We start from the raw sequence: 16,516 nt of genomic DNA, 5'->3' as shown, positions 1-16,516 counted from the left end.
CGATACCGCGATGTTGGCAACTACTGAACTAACCTGTTTTACGGTTGCCGGGGCGGCCCTCCCCAATACCATTTTACCAGATGCAGCCGGTGCCGATACCGCATACTCAGACCTGTCCTCCTTTGACGCTTCATTTCTCAGCGCCAGAGACGGTGCCCGTTTTAACCTGGGCAAGTCTTCCAGGCTTTTCATGATGAAATAAGTACCATCCGTTTGCTTCGCATAATACAAACCGTTCCTTTTGCATATAAAATTGACGATGTCCCTGACAGGTTCATTCATAAAGCGATCGGCAATACTGATCTCGTGCATCTGCATCCGGTCAAACACAAACCTGATCTTGTAATTTGCGGTAAAATAATCCAGCACCACATCCAGAGAGGAACTGAAGAACTTATCCACTTTCGCCGTATCGTTGACCATTTCCTGTTGTGCCAGGGCAGGCTGCAGCCCCAAAAGCCCGCACAGGAGCAATAAAAAATAAAAAAGCTTCATAGTTGTTTGATCTATGAAGCTAAGTTGGATATTAATAAAGTTAAGAGATGTTAAAAGCTACCAACGGGCCTTTTCTGCGTATGAAACCTTGCAGTAAATAGACGGGGATCTTTTTTATAGTTCAATTCTCCCCGCATACACACTATCGGAAATGCTTTCCCTGTCATCGGCTATGAATGCCACATAGACCTCGATCGAAGTGTCTTTTTTCTGACTATAATGGTCCGTCTTTCTATAATCAATTTCCAGCACATCCTCACCCGCAGTCCTTCTTGCGCCGCTAAGCACGTAAGAAGTCTCATTACTGACCGGAAGATAGGCCAGCATCATCACCTGGTCTCTTCTCCGCTCACGGCTCAGTCCGGGGTTTATCTCCCATTTGATTTTGAGCTGATCGTCCCCCAGTTCCACGGTCGGGTTCAGGGGCGGCATCAGCTTGCCTTTGCTGACGATGATCTTGCTGTAATCCAGTTCAAAATCAGGGAATTCGCCTTTAATGGCGTCTTTGATGTTGTAAGAAACTGCGTTGTTCTGGGCAATTTTCGTAGTTCCCTCCACGTCCAGCTTAAAGCCGACATTTGTGAAACCATTTATGACGGAAATAAAGGCTTTTACCAATTTAAATTTTAAATTTACAGCCTGCTGAGCAGGTGTCCTTGCCTTTTTCCTTTTGGGTTTACGAGGTGTCATTCTGATCACCGCCTGCCCTTTGCGGACATAGCCAACTGTGTTGGCCAATTTGCCAATGATGGGGCCAAAAATCCCTTCTAATAAACGCGCCATATTTTACATTTGGTTTAAGCGGAACTCCATTATTCCTTTGTGCAAAGTTAACAATAAGTCTTTATTCAGTTATAATTTAATTTTGCTTTTTTTATGTTCTTATTTTGCTTTAATATTGCTTTTTTATTGCTTGAGCAAAAGGATAGCAAAACAATAGCAAAAGAAAAGCAAAAGGATAGCAAAAGAAAATGTATACAGAGTTATAACTTATTAAGGATCTATTTAAGACTTAAATACTGTTTACCTGGTGTTAGTCATTGTGCTCCGGCGGAGTTTATCAGATTGGTTCTATCCTCCGCGGATATCGCTTTGGCATTGTCCAGATTTATCGACAGCTCTATTATAAATTGCAAAAAACCTGCTGTAAACATAATAGATTTGCCTGCCATTCATAATTTGTTCATCTCTGTTTACGGCCGCAACGAATGACTTCCTGAAATGGTATCCGCAGGAAGAAAATTTACCGTTTTGTTCACGTTTTAGATTTTTGTTTTACTGATTCATGATCTTGTGAATAGAATAAATGACAATCCACTCTATTATAATTCACTAATGTACAACACATTACATCTGGAATATTTAATGAAACACTCGTTATCCAGGGCCTTTTGTTTAACAATTTTACCCTTACAATGAACATAATGAACACAGAACAATCACTTTAGTGTCTGTAAGTTTGGTATACTATACAATTCTGTAAACATTTGTCCTAAATTTTGTGCAGAGTTGGTAGGAGTAGGGAAATCAAACTATCGCTCAGGTGTTGAAAGGAAGAGGTGCACATATTATACTAACGGGCCTACTATTTACAGTAATGTTTATAGTACTGGGGGGAAATAGTGCGAGCGGGCAAAGGGTTTATGCGACTGCGACGAACGATGGTGGGACACTTATTATAGGAAGTATATCAAATGCAGGTAACGCAATAAACTCTTCTGACACCACTGACTATTCAACTATATCATCGTTAATCGGCTTATTTGGACTCGTTGGTGACTATTGGCAGAACATTTCGTTTCCTACAAATAAGCCTGGTATTAATTCGCCTATTACTATAAAATTTGGTAATCCTGGTTCACTAGCATCAATTGTAAATGGAGTTTTTATCCAAAAAACCAATAATGGAAGTGATGTTGGAACCGCGTACTCAGGAGCATCCATATCTGGAATTCTTGTCGGAACAAGCCAATTGGCAGAAATGACAATTACAGAAACTGGATTTACCTACGATGGGGTCAGAGTGAAAGTCAGCTCATCTGTTTTAGGATTGGGCTTGTCAGCGAGATTATACTATGCTTTTTTCATAACACCACCATCAATAGACCCAAAAACAGTTTGTAGTGGAAGTCCCGTAACTTTAACAGTAAAAAATCCTTACACGGGATACTATTATAATTGGTATAATTCATCTAATACACTTGTGCAAAGTAGCGCAAGCACATCATACACATTCACTCCATCAACGAACACTACGTACTATGTCGAGGCAGTTGAGCTTGGCAATCCTGTGAATCATTATTCTGCCAGAATTCCTGTAACAATTACAATTAATCCTATTTCTTCCGGAGCCATCGGGACCTCACAAACCATTTGTACAAGTGGCACCCCTACGGCATTCACAAATACAGGTTCTGCAACAACTACGGGAGCAGGCATCATCTCCTATCAATGGCAAAAATCAATTGATAATATTACTTTTAACAATATACCGAGCGCAACCAGCGCAACTTATACGGAACCAGCAGCGTTAACACAAACCACATACTATCGCCGTGTGGCCACATCAACGTTGAATAGTGTTGGTTGCTCGGCAATCAGCAATGTAATCACAGTAACAGTGAATACGCTTAATCCAGGTAGCGTAGGGTCAAGTCAAGCCATTTGTTTTAACACTACCCCATCGTCTTTCACGGATATATCTTCGGCTGTTGGTGCCGGAACAGTATCTTATCAGTGGAAAAAATCAACTGATAATGTTTCATTTACTGACATACCAAGCGCCACAAGTGCAACATTCACAGAGACTCTTTCTCTTACTCAAATTACCTATTATCGCAGAGTAGCTTCTTCTGTATTAAACACTGTAGTTTGTAACTCAACCAGCAATACAATCACTGTCACTGTGAATCCTCTTCCGACGATTACACTTGGAACTGCTCCTTCAGCATGTCAGGAAATCACTTCTGCACCTTTGATTTATACAGGCACGACCGGCAGCCCGGTTACCTATAGCATTACCTGGAGCGGAGCTGCGCTGACTGCAGGATTTACAAATGTTTCAAATGTGACACTGCCAGCGTCGCCGATCACTTTAACCATTCCCGGTGCTGCGCCTATGGCGGCTTATTCCGGAACCATCGTAGTGAAAAATGCCGGCTGCGAAAGCACGGCTGTGCCTTTCACATTTACTATACATCCAAAGCCCGCGACACCGAGTTTTTCAATAACCACAAGCAATTAATCAAACAATATATTCTTAAACAACAAACAAAAAGTAATTAATCATTAAAAACAACAAATCATGAAAACAAAAATTACCTTCTTAAAAGTAAGCTTAGTAGCATTATTTTTATTCATTTCAAATGCAGCATGGTCTGCAACCTATTACACGTGTATTAACACTGGACTAAATTTAACAGCAACAGCAGCCCCTGGTACTACCCTATTATGGGATGTCCACAAGGACGGTGCCGTCGGCAGCGTGAGCGGCTATCCATCGGCTACTGCTCCAGCTTCTTTTGCTGACGCGGGAAGCTATGTCGTAACTTTGGTTAATAGAACTGATGCTGCATCCGGAACCTGTCCATCCGATCCAATTGACAATACGATAATTGTAATGCCTGCACTTGCGTTTGGCCTGGGAACACCTAGTTTGGCTGTTTATTGTGCTGCCAATACTACAACCAATACAAGCACAGCTGCAGCGACAGTTACTAACACACAAGCAGATGCCATTACAGCAAACTTCCTTGCATTAAACTTTACATATACTGCAACAAAAGATAACGTAGCCGTACCTATTGCACAAGTGGGAACTGTTGCTACTGATGGGACTTTTACTTTCAACACAATTATTCCAGGTACGTACATCATTACTGGATCGGTTAAATACGTTCAAGGGACCGTAACGACAAATCCACTGCTGGGAAATGGATGCCCTGTCTCAGCAAGCAGTACACAACAGGTGATTGTTACCGATAAACCAGCCCAACCTACAATAATTACAATTACAGCTGCTCCGTAGTAGTTTGACTACCCCTGTTTATCATGATTAACGGAAAGATAAGATTTGCGTCTGGTCTGCTGTTGCTTAGCGCAACGGCAGGCTTTGCGCAATCTACTGGTCCGCCGGTGGTGACGATCAAGCAAGGGTCGTCTGTAAAACTGCGGGCCAATTCTGTTAATGCAACCACTTACCAGTGGCTAAGAAATGGGATTCCTATACAAAATGCCACGCTCCCGGATATTGAAGTGAAAGAGGCCGGGACCTATAAGGTGGTCGCCTATAACACAGAAGGCTGTGAGTCTGATGTGTCTGATGCAATCGTCGTTCTCGTCGAACCGGTAATATCGAAAAGTGCGGATATGTCGGTCAAAAAAGATGCAGATCTGAGATCCATCGGAGTGGCCGATATGTATGAATACCTGATCACAGTAACCAATAAAGGTGTCGATCAGGCAACCCAGATCAAGGTCAGAGATATGCTGCCGCCAGAGGTTTCTTTTGAAAAGTTCGTATTTTCTTCCGGGGAGGCGGTTTATGATGCTTCCTCACGAACGGTGAACTGGGACATTCAAAAACTGGACAGCGGCAAAACCGCCGAGATCAGGATTAAAGTGAAGGCGCTGTCACCGGGTCAGGTGAAGAACATCGCTACGGTTTCAGCTTTTGAGGTCGATCCGGATCCAGCGAATAACAGCTCAACGAATGAAAAAAATATTGTAGACATCATGATCCCGAACGTGTTCACGCCGAATGGCGATACTAAAAACGAGACGTTCATGATTCCTGGTCTGGAGAAATACGAGGCCAATGAGCTGACGATCATCAACAGATGGGGTGCTACAGTTTATGCCAAAAAGGGTTATAAAAATGACTGGGCAGGCGATTCTTTAGCTGAGGGCACGTATTATTATTTATTGAAAGTAAAAGCAGGAGGCAATAAATGGGAGGTTTATAAAGGGTATGTGACGTTGCTGAGAGGCAAGCGGTAGACTAAATATTTTAAGTACAAAATACTGAAAAAATAATGGTTTAAAACTCAGTAAGTTAGAAGAAAGTTGAATTGAAGCTTAGTTGACTCCAGGAGGATTTGTATAGTTTTGTATTGAACAGCAAAGAAAATTGCGGGAAAAACTAGCTTATGGAACAACTGAATTTAAGAGTCACTGAACTGGAAAAAACGATTTCCTTACTTGTAGAAAATATTAAGGATGTCAATCAAACTATTGCCGCGGCATTTGAAAAAGTCGAAAGGAACTTTGAGAAGACAAATGAGAAAATAGAAAATCTAAGGGGAAGTGCTAACATGGGCTTCGAAAATGTAGACATGCAGTTTCGTGACCTTAAAGAAGAGATCAAAAAAATAAATGATGTTACCGGCTACGAAGGTATGTACAGTAATGCGTTAAAAATTGTGAAATAGAAGTTACAACCCCGAAAACTCCGCCTTATACTCTGACGGCTTTTTGAGCATCACCTCTTTAAACTGTTTATTGAAATTGGACAGGGTATTGAACCCGCATTCATAGGAAATCGTGGAAACCGGCATGTCGGTTTCGACCAGCAATTTACAGGCATGCTTGATCCGCAGTTCGGCGATGAACCTGGAAAAAGGCTTATTATTCTTTATGGTAAAATAGCGGCTGAATGAGGTAGGTGTCATAAACAGCATTTCTGCAAGTTCCGGCAAGGAGATCTTCTTGCGAAAATTGGCCAGCGCATATTCATAGACCTTATTCATTCTATCGGTTTCGTTCTCTTTGAAGGGACCGCTGTACTCCGTATGCGAAATGTAATGGTACTCTTTGGAGTGCGCCAGGATGTCGAGGATCTTCAGCAGCTCGATCAGGCTTTCCAGGCCGCGCATGTGGATCAGTTCTTTCATCATGTCTATCACCAGGTCTCTCTTTTCTCCATAGAATTCCAGCCCTCTGGCAGCCTTCTTAAACAGTTTTTTGAGCAGGAGCATCTCCTCTTTTTCCATCATGTGCTCGCCCAGAAAGTTTTCCTGCAGGTAGATCACAATGCCCTGGATGCCCAGCTGGTTGTCCCTTTTGAAGTAGGCTTCGTCGCTGCGCCACAGGTGCGGCAGATCGGCGCCTGTCAATACCAGTTCGGTGTCGCGAAAGGATTTGATGCTGTCGCCGATAAAACGGGTGCCGGTGCCTTTCAATACCACAAAAAGCTGGTATTCGGAATGTGAATGCCATACCGGATCAAAGTGTTTGTCTTCTAATTCTTTGATGACAAACATCTGCGTTTCGGGAATGGTGGATTTGTGGATGGCTACTTTCATCAATGTGCTCACATCCGGTTGCTTAAAAATTCTCTCATAGTCTCTTTATACTGCTCTCCGATGTTGACAGTTGTACCACCGATCTGTACGCTGCTCTTGCTGACAGACTCAATCTTATCCAACGCAATGATAAATGAACGGTGAATGCGCATAAACTGCTGCGAAGGCAATTTTTCTTCGAGGGCCTTAAGGGTAATCAAAGACAATAAGGGCCTGGCTTCAGTCAACAAATAGATCTTGGCGTAATCTTTTAATCCTTCGATGTAAACAATCTTTTTAATCTCTACACGAACCATTTGGTACTCCACCTTCAGGAAAATATATTCTTCTGAATGGTGACCGGCTTGCTGCGCGGGTTTGAGCAGCTCTGCATAGGATCTGGCCTTATTTGCTGCTTTTAAAAATTCCTCATAGTCGTACGGTTTTAACAGATAATCAAGCGCATCAACCTTATATCCCTCTATTGCATAATTATTAAAAGCTGTAGTAAAGATCACTCTTGGTCTTACGCCTCCGGGTCTGCTTTCCAGAGTCCTTGCCAATTGGATACCTGTTAGGTCAGGCATCTGAATATCCAGAAAAATAAGATCTATGTTATGTTCATGCAAAGCTTCTAAAGCCTTTATCCCACTCGAAAAACTTCCGCCTAATTTTAAGAAAGGTGTTTGCTCAATAAAACTACAAATAAGTCCCAGAGCTAATGGTTCATCATCAACTGCTATGCAATTCAGTGTCATCAAGGGTCAGATTTAGGTTAACAATAAACTCTTTGGCGTCTGTTGTGCTGGTTCTAAAGGTATGCTTTCCCGGATATAACAATTCCAGCCTTCTTTTGGTGTTCCTTAGGCCAATTCCACCATATTCATCGGCCGTTATCGAATTGTTCTTAAATATGGAGTTTTTTACGATCATAGTTAAGTATTTATCCTGTAATTCAAGGTCTATTGATATTACGGAAGGCTCGGTTGTGCTAACGCCATATTTAAAAGCATTTTCAATGTAAGGAAGGAACAGCATAGGTGCTATCCGGGGATCAGATTGAAGTGCAGGCGCTTTAAAGACCACGGTGGTGGTGTCGTTTAAGCGGAGCTTCATGAGTTCAATATAATCTACAATGAAGGATATCTCTTTGCTAAGGGGAGTTATGCCCGTTTGCGTTTCATAAAGAAGGTAACGCATCATTCGTGATAATTTATGCAGTGCGCTTCTGGATTTCTCAATATCTACATGAGTCAGCGCATAGATATTATTTAGTGTATTGAAAAAGAAATGAGGATTGATCTGAGCTTTTAAAAACGAAAGCTCGGAGCCTATCTTTTCTTTCTCAAGAGTTTCCCGGCTTTGCTTATCGGCCTGCCATTTCTGAATCAGGGTAACACTGGTACTGATACCTACCGTAAACAAAGTCATCATGATCTGCAAGACATCAATTCTATTTGACCTTTTTGGAGGCCTGGGATTTCCCAGTTGACTGAATGCCTTATTCATAAGATCGGGTAAGTTCAACGCTTCTTCAATGATCTTTACAAATGGACCGGCCAGAATGGCTATGACCAGAATAACCAGCACAAAGGCAAGTATCTTGTTTTTTAGAAGTAGTTGCGGAACCAGGATTTTACTGTTTACATAGAATACAACAATAAGCATAATCAGAATACAGCCCTGCTTAATCCAGAATTGGAAGGGAACCGTAATATTCCATGATAATGGCTGGTGAAAAAAAAGCACAAAAGCAAATAGCATCCATGAAAATACATGAAGCAATACGGTAATATAGGAACGGCTTTTTATTGAAACCATCTATTAAAATTTAGTCAGTATTAATGGTGTACAAGGTAGGGAACCTATCAAGATAAGTGCAAATGTTTCCGTCGATTGGTACAGACTCCCCGTCGGGGTGTTTCCGGTACCGGTCTATCGCGTTTTTTTTAGATGGTAAATAGCCCTTGATTTGATCTGTTAATATAGTTTTTTATACACAGATATGTCAAGATCAACAATTAAAATTCTGCTGCTTTTATGCATCGGCTGCTTTAGTCTTAAGGGCTTTAGTCAGGATACAGCATCAAAAGTTTTTCCGCCGGTCTGGGATCTGGCCGCGTGTCTGCAGTATGCGAAGACCAATAATATTCAGATCAAAAGCTTACAGCTGGATAAACAAAGTGCAGAGCAGGATCAGTTGCTGGCGAAATCCGCTCTGCTGCCTGATCTTTATGGTTCGGCCTCACAATCCTTTAACCATTATAACAGGACAACGGATGGCAGCACTAACGCACTTAATTATTCCGGGTCATATGGATTGAGTTCTTCATGGACGCTTTACAATGGGGGTTATCTTAAATCCGACATTAAGCAAAAGGACCTTTCAGTACAGGCTTCTAATTTTAGCATCCTGGAAAGCGAAAATGATATTACTTTACAAATCACACAAGCTTATCTTAATATTCTTGTAGATAAAGAAAGTATCATTTATTATCTGGATTTGGTAAAAACATCTGAAGCGCAGCTTGAACAGGCAAAGCGCCAGTTTGCCGCCGGGTCTGCTGCACGCAAAGTTGTTGCTCAATTTGAGGCGCAGCTTGCCTCAGATAAGTATAATTTAACTGCATCTGAAAATGCAGAGCGCCAGGATAAAATATCTCTTAAGCAACTGTTGCAGTTACCTGACTTCAGGAATTTTGATGTAATAAAACCTGACACTGTACTTTCAACCGGAAATATTACCGATCTGAGCACTGTGCAGCAATATGCTTTACAGAACCGTCCGGAAATAAAGAACGCCGAGTTAGGTGTGCAGATCTCAGACCTCGGCCTTACTAAAGCAAAATCCGGTTATTTACCTGCGCTAACTCTGGGAGCTGGTATGGGTACAAGCTATGCGAAAGACCCAACCTATAATGCTTTCAGACAGTTTGACAATAACTTTTATCAACAGGCCGGGTTGACATTGTCTATTCCAATTTTTACCAGGAGACAAAATAAAACCAATGTAGCTAAGGCGAAAATCGAAATAGCGCAATCTAAATTGACCCTGGAAAATACAAAGACTACCCTGGCCTTAAATACGGAGCAGGCATATATCAATGCTCAAAATTCGCAGAACCAGTTTGCATCGGCTACAGAGCAGTTAAAATACAACCAGGAAGTATATCGCATTGCCAATCAGGAGTTAAAGATCGGTGCAGCGAATATTGTCGATTTTTATCAGCAAAGGAACCTGTATATACAGGCTTTGCAATCGTACATACAAGCAAAATACAATGCGGCCCTGGCTGTAAGAATCTATGAGTTTTACTTGGGTACACCCATTAAATTATAAGTCATGAAGTCCAGAAAAATTATTCTAATTGTTATTTCCATTATAGTTGTACTTGGTTTGGTATGGTACTTCTTTTTAAGGACTAAGGAACAGCCGCTCGTGTTAACTAAGGAGCAACCTGTAAAAGGGTCCATCTCAACTAGTGTTACCGCAACCGGAACGGTGCAGCCGGTAGACACTGTAACGGTCGGAACGCAGGTATCGGGAACCATTTCCGCACTGTATGCTGATTTTAATTCAACAGTTAAAAAAGGGCAGCTGCTTGCAGAATTGGATAAAACCTTAATACAGGCATCGGTTGATCAGGCAAAAGCCGGCCTGGCACAATCTCAAAGCAACCAGGCCTATCAGCAGGCAAACTTTAATCGTCAAAGGCAATTGTTTGAAACAGGCTCTATCAGCCGGGCCGAATACGATCAGGCCCTTAACACCTTGCAGGTTGCCACTGCCAACGTGAGCAATGGGAAAGCGCAGCTGAGATCGGCGGAAAAGAATCTTTCTTTTACTCAGATCTATTCTCCGATTGATGGTGTGGTGCTGGGAAGAAGTGTAAGTATCGGGCAGACAGTTGCTGCAAGCTTTAATACACCAACCATTTTTACCATTGCGAAAGACATCACCAAAATGCAGGTTCAGGCCAAGGTGGACGAGGCCGATATAGGTAATGTGGTTAAAGGTCAGCGTTCAACTTTTACAGTCGACGCTTTTATCAATGATACTTTTAACGGAACAGTAAAGGATATCAGGCTGCAACCCTCCATATCCTCGAATGTGGTTACTTACGCTACGCTTATCGACGCTCCAAATGATGACAAGAAATTAAAACCGGGCATGACGGCAAATATTATAATTTACACTAAAGAAGTTAAGAATGCTTTACTGGTTTCTGCTCAGGCACTGAAATTTAATCCGGATTCCGGCTTGATGAAAAATTATGAGATAGTACCACTGCCAGGCAGAGGACCTGGCAGAAGAGGTGGCATGGGCGGTTCAGAGACTGGGAGAACTGAACCATCTTTTGTATGGGTGCTGCAAGGACAGAAACTTATACAGAAAAGGATAAAAACAGGTTTAAATGATAATACTCATGCAGAGGTATTGGATGGGCTAACTGAAAATGATACCGTTGTTACAGGTATGGTGAATGCCGCTACAGGAGTTCCTGCTGCTGCCGCAAGCCCATTTATGCCGCAAAGAAGAGGGGGGGTACCTAACCGATGAGCCACAAGATCCTTCAAATACAAAACGTAAAACGAGAGTTTAAAATGGGTACCGAAACGGTGAGGGCATTAAAGGATGTTTCATTTGATGTCAATTCGGGCGAGTTTTTAACAATAATGGGCAGTAGTGGTTCCGGAAAGACAACGCTGTTGAATATACTGGGTTGCCTTGATAAACCAACTGAGGGAACCTATATGCTGGATAATGTGAATGTAAAAGAACTTACCAGGGATGAACTGGCCAAATTAAGGAACAATAAGATTGGCTTTGTTTTCCAGTCTTATAACTTATTGCCACGAACCTCAGCGCTTGAAAATGTGGAGCTTCCATTGCTTTATAATCCATTAATTGGCACAAAGGAACGAACAGAACGGGCTATTGCTGCCTTACAAGCCGTAAAGCTTGACGGAAGGTTTGATCATATGCCGAACCAGTTATCAGGAGGCCAGCAACAACGTGTCGCCATAGCCAGGGCACTGGTCAATGAACCTGTTATGATTCTTGCTGATGAGGCCACAGGAAACCTGGATACACGTACATCCTATGAGATCATAGCCCTGATGCAGGAACTGAACCAAAACGGTAAAACAATTGTATTCGTTACTCACGAACCGGATATTGCCGCATTCAGCACCAGAACTGTTATGCTAAGGGATGGCAGGGTCCAAAAAGATTCAATGAATAAACACGTTCGTTTGGCAAAAGAAGCTCTGGTTTCTCTTCCTGCTGCAGACGACTATTAAAACAGAAATTATGAAATTTATCAATCTCATCAGACTGGCAATTAAAGCGCTGCAACGCAATAAACTACGTGCATTGCTGACCATGCTGGGTATTATTATAGGGGTAGCATCAGTAATTACCATGATGTCCATTGGAGAAGGATCCAAACAGAGTATCAATGCTTCTCTGGCCGGTATGGGTTCTAATATGATTACAATTATGCCTTATAGTAATGAACCCGGGGGCGCCAGAATGATGGGCAGCAGTTTCAAAACACTTACGATCAAGGATGTGGATGCATTGAAAAAAAATGCAGTTAATATTGCTGAGATCTCACCACTTGCATCTTCCAACGGACAATCAATCAATGGGGCTTCTAACTGGCCAACAAGTATTCAGGGCGTAAGCCCGGAATATCTGGACATCAGAAAGCTTTCGGTAAAAGAAGGGATCATGTTCTCTGAACAGGATGTAAGGTCATCAGCTAAAGTTTGTTTGTTAGGTAAAACAGTGGTTGATAACTTGTTTCCTAACGGAGAAGATCCGATTGGGAAAATCATCCGGTTTGGGAAGATTCCTTTTCAGGTCATAGGAGTACTTACCACTAAGGGCCCAAGTAACTTTGGCCAGGATCAGGATGATATTATTATCGCCCCATACACCACTGTTCAGAAAAGGATTTTATCATCTATTTACTTCGGACAGATCTATGCTTCTGCAACGAGTGAAGCTGCTTCAGCTGCTGCCGTTGCTGAAATAAGCAGTAAGCTGAGAGAAACACATCGTTTAAGAGATGGGGAGCAAGATGATTTTCAGGTAAGAACGCAGGCTGAACTGATGACCATGATGAATTCTACAGGAAGCATGATGACGGCATTGTTAACCGCCGTGGCAAGCATTTCCCTGGTAATCGGTGGAATAGGGATTATGAACATTATGTACGTTTCTGTTACGGAAAGAACCCGTGAAATAGGCTTGAGGATGTCAATAGGGGCAAGAGGGATTGATATTTTATTACAATTTCTGATAGAAGCTATTGTAATTAGTATAACCGGAGGGATTATAGGTGTTATACTGGGGATTTCTGCAGCACTAATAGTTCCGGCATCATTGAACTGGCCTACAGTAATTTCGGAATTCTCTATTGTAATATCTTTTTTGGTTTGTGCGATAACAGGAATTTTCTTTGGCTATTATCCTGCATTGAAGGCATCGAAACTGGATCCGATAGAAGCGCTCCGTTATGAGTAGTCATTATATTCTTTTTTGTTTTCATTTATCCAATTAATAGATCTGAAATGACATAATACAGTCAGCATTAGACAAAAAAGTAAAAGGTTTTGCGGGCTTATTTGCGGAGATTAGTTTTTGTAAAGAAGTATCTAACCAAATCATTTTAATTCATGAAGAAATACTTAGCTATTTTTGTCATCTGTCTGGCGGCCATTATCAATTTCAAGGGCACGTTTATAAAGGATACAAAATCCCACATTTTGGCGGACCCGAAATCCCGCAGACTGGAAATATTGCTGCTCGGACACAAGAGTGAGCATCATTTTTCAGAGAAATTCGCGGAGATCATTTCACAGCAGTTCTTTAAAAGCGGGATCAACATTTCGTACACTACCGACCCTGATGACCTGAATGCGGCCAATCTCGCCAAATACGACGGGCTGATGATCTATTCAAACCATGACCAGATCACACCTTCGCAGGAAAAAGCATTGCTGGATTATGTGAAAAGCGGCAAAGGGTTTATCCCGGTGCATTGCGCTTCTTTTTGTTTCCAAAATTCTCCGGAATACATCAATATGGTAGGCGGACAATTTAAAACGCATAAAACCGGCGAATTTGCAGCGACTATTGTGGATGCGAAACACCCGGTGATGAAGGGCGTAACTGCATTTACCACCTGGGATGAGACTTATGTACATGACAAGATCGCCAAGGATATTCATGTGGTTACTGAACGTGTAGAAGGTGACCATCACGAGCCTTATACCTGGGTGAAGAAATATGGCAAAGGCAAAGTGTTTTATACCGCCTATGGCCATGATGAACGCACCTGGAAAAACCCGGATTTCCTGAAATTACTGGAAAACGGTATACTCTGGGCAGTGAACGATGCTGCTAAAAAAGAATGGAACAAGCTGGCGAAACCAGTAGCTGAATATTCTGATGCCAAGCTTCCGAATTATGAGAAAAGGCCTGGCGGCTTCCAATTGCAGGCGCCTCTGAGCCCTGCGGAATCACAGCTGATGACCCAGGTCCCTGCAGACTTTAAAATGGAACTGTTTGCTGCTGAGCCGGATATCCTGAAGCCTATTGCGATGGCATGGGATGAAAGAGGCCGCTTGTGGATTGTGGAGACCATTGACTATCCAAACACCGTAAGGGATGTCAAGGGTGAAGGACAGGACAGGATCAAGATCTGTGAGGATACCAACGGTGATGGTAAAGCGGACAAGTTCACCATTTTCGCAGATAAGTTTAACATCCCGACCAGCATCGTTTTCGCAAATGGCGGGGTCATCATTTCACAGGCTCCTGATTTTATCTTTTTGAAAGATACGGATGGCGATGACAAAGCGGATGTCAGGGAAAAAATCATCACCGGATGGGGTACTTTTGATACGCATGCTGGTCCTTCCAACCTGAGGTATGGCCTGGACAACCAGGTTTGGGGTACCGTAGGTTATTCCGGCTTTAAGGGAACGATTGGTACTGAGGAGTTGAAATTCAGCCAGGGGGTATACCATTTCAGCATAGATGGCAAGAACCTGGAGTTCCTGGGCGCTACCAGCAACAACACCTGGGGACTTGGTTTTTCTGAAAATAATGATGTGCTCATTTCTACTGCCAACAATACACACAGTGCGTTCCTTGGTATTCCTTCACCTTATCTGACAAAGATCGGTGTGGCGCCAAACAAGTCTGTGGATAAGATAGACGGCCACTACGCCATGCATGTGGTCACCAAAAACCTGCGTCAGGTAGATGTATTCAATGGTTTTACAGCCGCAGCAGGTCACAGTTTGTATACGGCAAGGAATTTTCCTAAGGAATACTGGAACCGTATAGCGTTTGTCAATGAACCTACAGGACGTGTGGTGCACCAGGCGGCTATTGAGCCTAAAGGTTCTGGTTTTACTGAAAAAGACGCCTGGAACTTTGTAGCCAGCGCGGATGAGTGGTTCGGCCCTGTCGCCACTGAAGTGGGTCCTGATGGCTCAGTTTGGGTGCTGGACTGGTACAATTTCATCATTCAGCACAACCCTACCCCTCCCGGATTTGAGAATGGTAAAGGTAATGCTTACATCAACCCATTGAGGGACCGTACCCATGGCAGGATCTATAAAATTACCTACAACAAGGCGGTGCCTTCCAAAATAAAATCGCTCGATAAAAATGATGATCAGTCGCTGATCAGCGGATTGAAAAGCGACAACATGTTCTGGCGCACAACCGCTCAAAGGCTGATTGTGGAATCGGGAAAGAAATCGATAGTACCGGAACTGTACAAGCTGATCCGCGATAAATCGGTGGACGAGCTGGGCATTAACCCGGGTGCGATCCACGCGTTATGGACTTTGCATGGTCTGGGTTTGCTCGACGGATCAAATACTGAAGCTTTCGGTGTTGCGGTTGAGGCTCTGTCTCATCCTTCTGCGGGCGTGCGTAAAGCAGCATTGCAGGTACTGCCTGCAAATTCGGCTGCTTTGGCGGCAATCACAAAAGCCGGACTGCTGAATGATGCCAGTTTAAATACCCGTTTGGCAGCTGTGCTTAAGGTCGCGGACCTTCCTGAATCGGTTGAGACAGGTAAAGAACTACAGGCTGCCGCCGGTCTGAGCCAGAACAGCGAAGACCGCTGGATCAGTGTGGCGCTTAAAGTGGCGATTGCCAAACACGTAAAAACAGCTGGTACAGATACCCATGCGGACCATGTGATGCCTGCGGGCGATGGAAAAATGCCGGCTAAAGCCGATCAGGCTAAGGGGACTGCTGATGCAGGCGCCGCCGGAAAAGTGGACCAGGTGATTAAGATCAGCCCGATCGTAAATGCGATGAAGTTTGCGCAAAAAACATTTACTGTGAAAGCGGGAAATACGGTTGAGCTGGTATTTGACAATATTGACTTCATGCAGCACAATGTGCTGATCCTTCAAAAAGGAAGCATGGACAAGGTGGGTGCGGCGGCAGATAAAATGGCGCAGGACCCTAAGGGGGCTGAAAAACAATATGTTCCGAATATGCCGGAAGTATTGTTCCACACGCCTTTGGTAAATCCGGAAGAAACATTTAAATTGAGGTTTAAAGTGCCTGCCGTTGTCGGGGACTATCCGTTCATCTGTTCTTTCCCAGGTCACTGGAGGATCATGAACGGGGTAATGAAAGTAACCAAATAAACCTGTATGGCATTGAATGTAACTTATGGAGTAAGCACCTGGTTGTG

Annotated in this window: 14 protein-coding genes; 9 read left to right on the top strand and 5 right to left on the bottom strand. The window is 43.0% G+C overall.

Annotation, left to right across the window (positions count from 1 at the left end):
* Positions 1–495 (bottom strand): hypothetical protein (locus VK541_RS09975; RefSeq protein WP_324369508.1); only part of this gene is annotated, 495 nt, incomplete at its 3' end.
* 114 nt (positions 496–609) lie between these two features.
* Positions 610–1,278: a DUF6266 family protein gene (locus VK541_RS09970; RefSeq protein ID WP_324369507.1), complete on the bottom strand. Its 669-nt coding sequence runs from the start codon at positions 1,276–1,278 to the stop codon at positions 610–612.
* Between the two features lie 1,198 nt (positions 1,279–2,476).
* Between VK541_RS09970 and VK541_RS09965 the strand changes: the two genes are divergently transcribed.
* The 4 genes from VK541_RS09965 to VK541_RS09950 all read left to right on the top strand — a co-directional run bounded on the left by VK541_RS09965 (position 2,477) and on the right by VK541_RS09950 (position 5,924).
* Complete coding sequence (locus VK541_RS09965) at positions 2,477–3,739, top strand: hypothetical protein (RefSeq protein WP_324369505.1); 1,263 nt, start codon at positions 2,477–2,479, stop codon at positions 3,737–3,739.
* A gap of 60 nt (positions 3,740–3,799) precedes the next feature.
* Complete coding sequence (locus tag VK541_RS09960; protein ID WP_324369503.1) at positions 3,800–4,522, top strand: hypothetical protein; 723 nt, start codon at positions 3,800–3,802, stop codon at positions 4,520–4,522.
* A 23-nt stretch (positions 4,523–4,545) separates the two neighbouring features.
* A complete protein-coding gene (locus VK541_RS09955; protein ID WP_324369501.1) occupies positions 4,546–5,493 on the top strand; it encodes a gliding motility-associated C-terminal domain-containing protein in 948 nt (315 codons plus the stop codon).
* Between the two features lie 149 nt (positions 5,494–5,642).
* Positions 5,643–5,924, top strand: coding sequence for a hypothetical protein (locus tag VK541_RS09950; RefSeq protein ID WP_324369499.1), 282 nt, complete (start codon positions 5,643–5,645; stop codon positions 5,922–5,924).
* A gap of 3 nt (positions 5,925–5,927) precedes the next feature.
* Here the strand turns inward: VK541_RS09950 and VK541_RS09945 are convergent, their stop codons facing one another.
* The 3 genes from VK541_RS09945 to VK541_RS09935 are packed head-to-tail and all read right to left on the bottom strand — an operon-like array spanning position 5,928 to position 8,597.
* A complete protein-coding gene (locus VK541_RS09945; protein WP_324369497.1) occupies positions 5,928–6,809 on the bottom strand; it encodes an AraC family transcriptional regulator in 882 nt (293 codons plus the stop codon).
* Complete coding sequence (locus VK541_RS09940) at positions 6,806–7,534, bottom strand: LytTR family DNA-binding domain-containing protein (protein ID WP_324369494.1); 729 nt, start codon at positions 7,532–7,534, stop codon at positions 6,806–6,808. Before VK541_RS09940 ends, VK541_RS09945 begins: the two co-directional genes overlap by 4 nt.
* Positions 7,509–8,597: a sensor histidine kinase gene (locus tag VK541_RS09935; RefSeq protein WP_324369492.1), complete on the bottom strand. Its 1,089-nt coding sequence runs from the start codon at positions 8,595–8,597 to the stop codon at positions 7,509–7,511. Before VK541_RS09935 ends, VK541_RS09940 begins: the two co-directional genes overlap by 26 nt.
* Before the next feature lie 184 nt (positions 8,598–8,781).
* On the opposite strand from VK541_RS09935, the gene VK541_RS09930 reads away from it, so the two are divergent.
* From VK541_RS09930 to VK541_RS09910, 5 genes are all read left to right on the top strand, one after another.
* Complete coding sequence (locus VK541_RS09930; RefSeq protein WP_324369490.1) at positions 8,782–10,116, top strand: TolC family protein; 1,335 nt, start codon at positions 8,782–8,784, stop codon at positions 10,114–10,116.
* Positions 10,117–10,119: 3 nt separating this feature from the next.
* Positions 10,120–11,337 carry an efflux RND transporter periplasmic adaptor subunit gene (locus VK541_RS09925; protein WP_324369488.1) on the top strand — a complete coding sequence of 406 codons (1,218 nt, stop codon included), beginning with the start codon at positions 10,120–10,122 and terminating at the stop codon, positions 11,335–11,337.
* Positions 11,334–12,080, top strand: coding sequence for an ABC transporter ATP-binding protein (locus tag VK541_RS09920; RefSeq protein WP_324369486.1), 747 nt, complete (start codon positions 11,334–11,336; stop codon positions 12,078–12,080). Before VK541_RS09925 ends, VK541_RS09920 begins: the two co-directional genes overlap by 4 nt.
* A gap of 10 nt (positions 12,081–12,090) precedes the next feature.
* Positions 12,091–13,311 (top strand): ABC transporter permease, encoded by a 1,221-nt coding sequence (locus VK541_RS09915; RefSeq protein WP_324369484.1) that lies wholly within the window; start codon positions 12,091–12,093, stop codon positions 13,309–13,311.
* A 152-nt stretch (positions 13,312–13,463) separates the two neighbouring features.
* Entirely contained in the window at positions 13,464–16,469 is a 3,006-nt protein-coding gene (locus VK541_RS09910; protein WP_324369482.1) for a PVC-type heme-binding CxxCH protein, read from the top strand.
* The last annotated feature ends 47 nt before the right edge of the window (positions 16,470–16,516 follow it).

The sequence above is a fragment of the Pedobacter sp. genome (assembly GCF_035317785.1).
Lineage (GTDB): Bacteria > Bacteroidota > Bacteroidia > Sphingobacteriales > Sphingobacteriaceae > Pedobacter.
This window is presented reverse-complemented; position numbering and strand designations above follow the sequence as displayed.

What these genes read in the sequence shown, in the direction of transcription:
- VK541_RS09930 (WP_324369490.1), top strand. Translation starts at nt 8,782, where the DNA reads ATGTCAAGATCAACAATTAAAATTCTGCTGCTTTTATGCATCGGCTGC.
- VK541_RS09925 (WP_324369488.1), top strand. Translation starts at nt 10,120, where the DNA reads ATGAAGTCCAGAAAAATTATTCTAATTGTTATTTCCATTATAGTTGTA.
- VK541_RS09960 (WP_324369503.1), top strand. Translation starts at nt 3,800, where the DNA reads ATGAAAACAAAAATTACCTTCTTAAAAGTAAGCTTAGTAGCATTATTT.
- VK541_RS09910 (WP_324369482.1), top strand. Translation starts at nt 13,464, where the DNA reads ATGAAGAAATACTTAGCTATTTTTGTCATCTGTCTGGCGGCCATTATC.
- VK541_RS09935 (WP_324369492.1), bottom strand. Translation starts at nt 8,597, where the DNA reads ATGGTTTCAATAAAAAGCCGTTCCTATATTACCGTATTGCTTCATGTA.
- VK541_RS09915 (WP_324369484.1), top strand. Translation starts at nt 12,091, where the DNA reads ATGAAATTTATCAATCTCATCAGACTGGCAATTAAAGCGCTGCAACGC.
- VK541_RS09955 (WP_324369501.1), top strand. Translation starts at nt 4,546, where the DNA reads ATGATTAACGGAAAGATAAGATTTGCGTCTGGTCTGCTGTTGCTTAGC.
- VK541_RS09965 (WP_324369505.1), top strand. Translation starts at nt 2,477, where the DNA reads ATGACAATTACAGAAACTGGATTTACCTACGATGGGGTCAGAGTGAAA.
- VK541_RS09920 (WP_324369486.1), top strand. Translation starts at nt 11,334, where the DNA reads ATGAGCCACAAGATCCTTCAAATACAAAACGTAAAACGAGAGTTTAAA.
- VK541_RS09940 (WP_324369494.1), bottom strand. Translation starts at nt 7,534, where the DNA reads ATGACACTGAATTGCATAGCAGTTGATGATGAACCATTAGCTCTGGGA.
- VK541_RS09970 (WP_324369507.1), bottom strand. Translation starts at nt 1,278, where the DNA reads ATGGCGCGTTTATTAGAAGGGATTTTTGGCCCCATCATTGGCAAATTG.
- VK541_RS09950 (WP_324369499.1), top strand. Translation starts at nt 5,643, where the DNA reads ATGGAACAACTGAATTTAAGAGTCACTGAACTGGAAAAAACGATTTCC.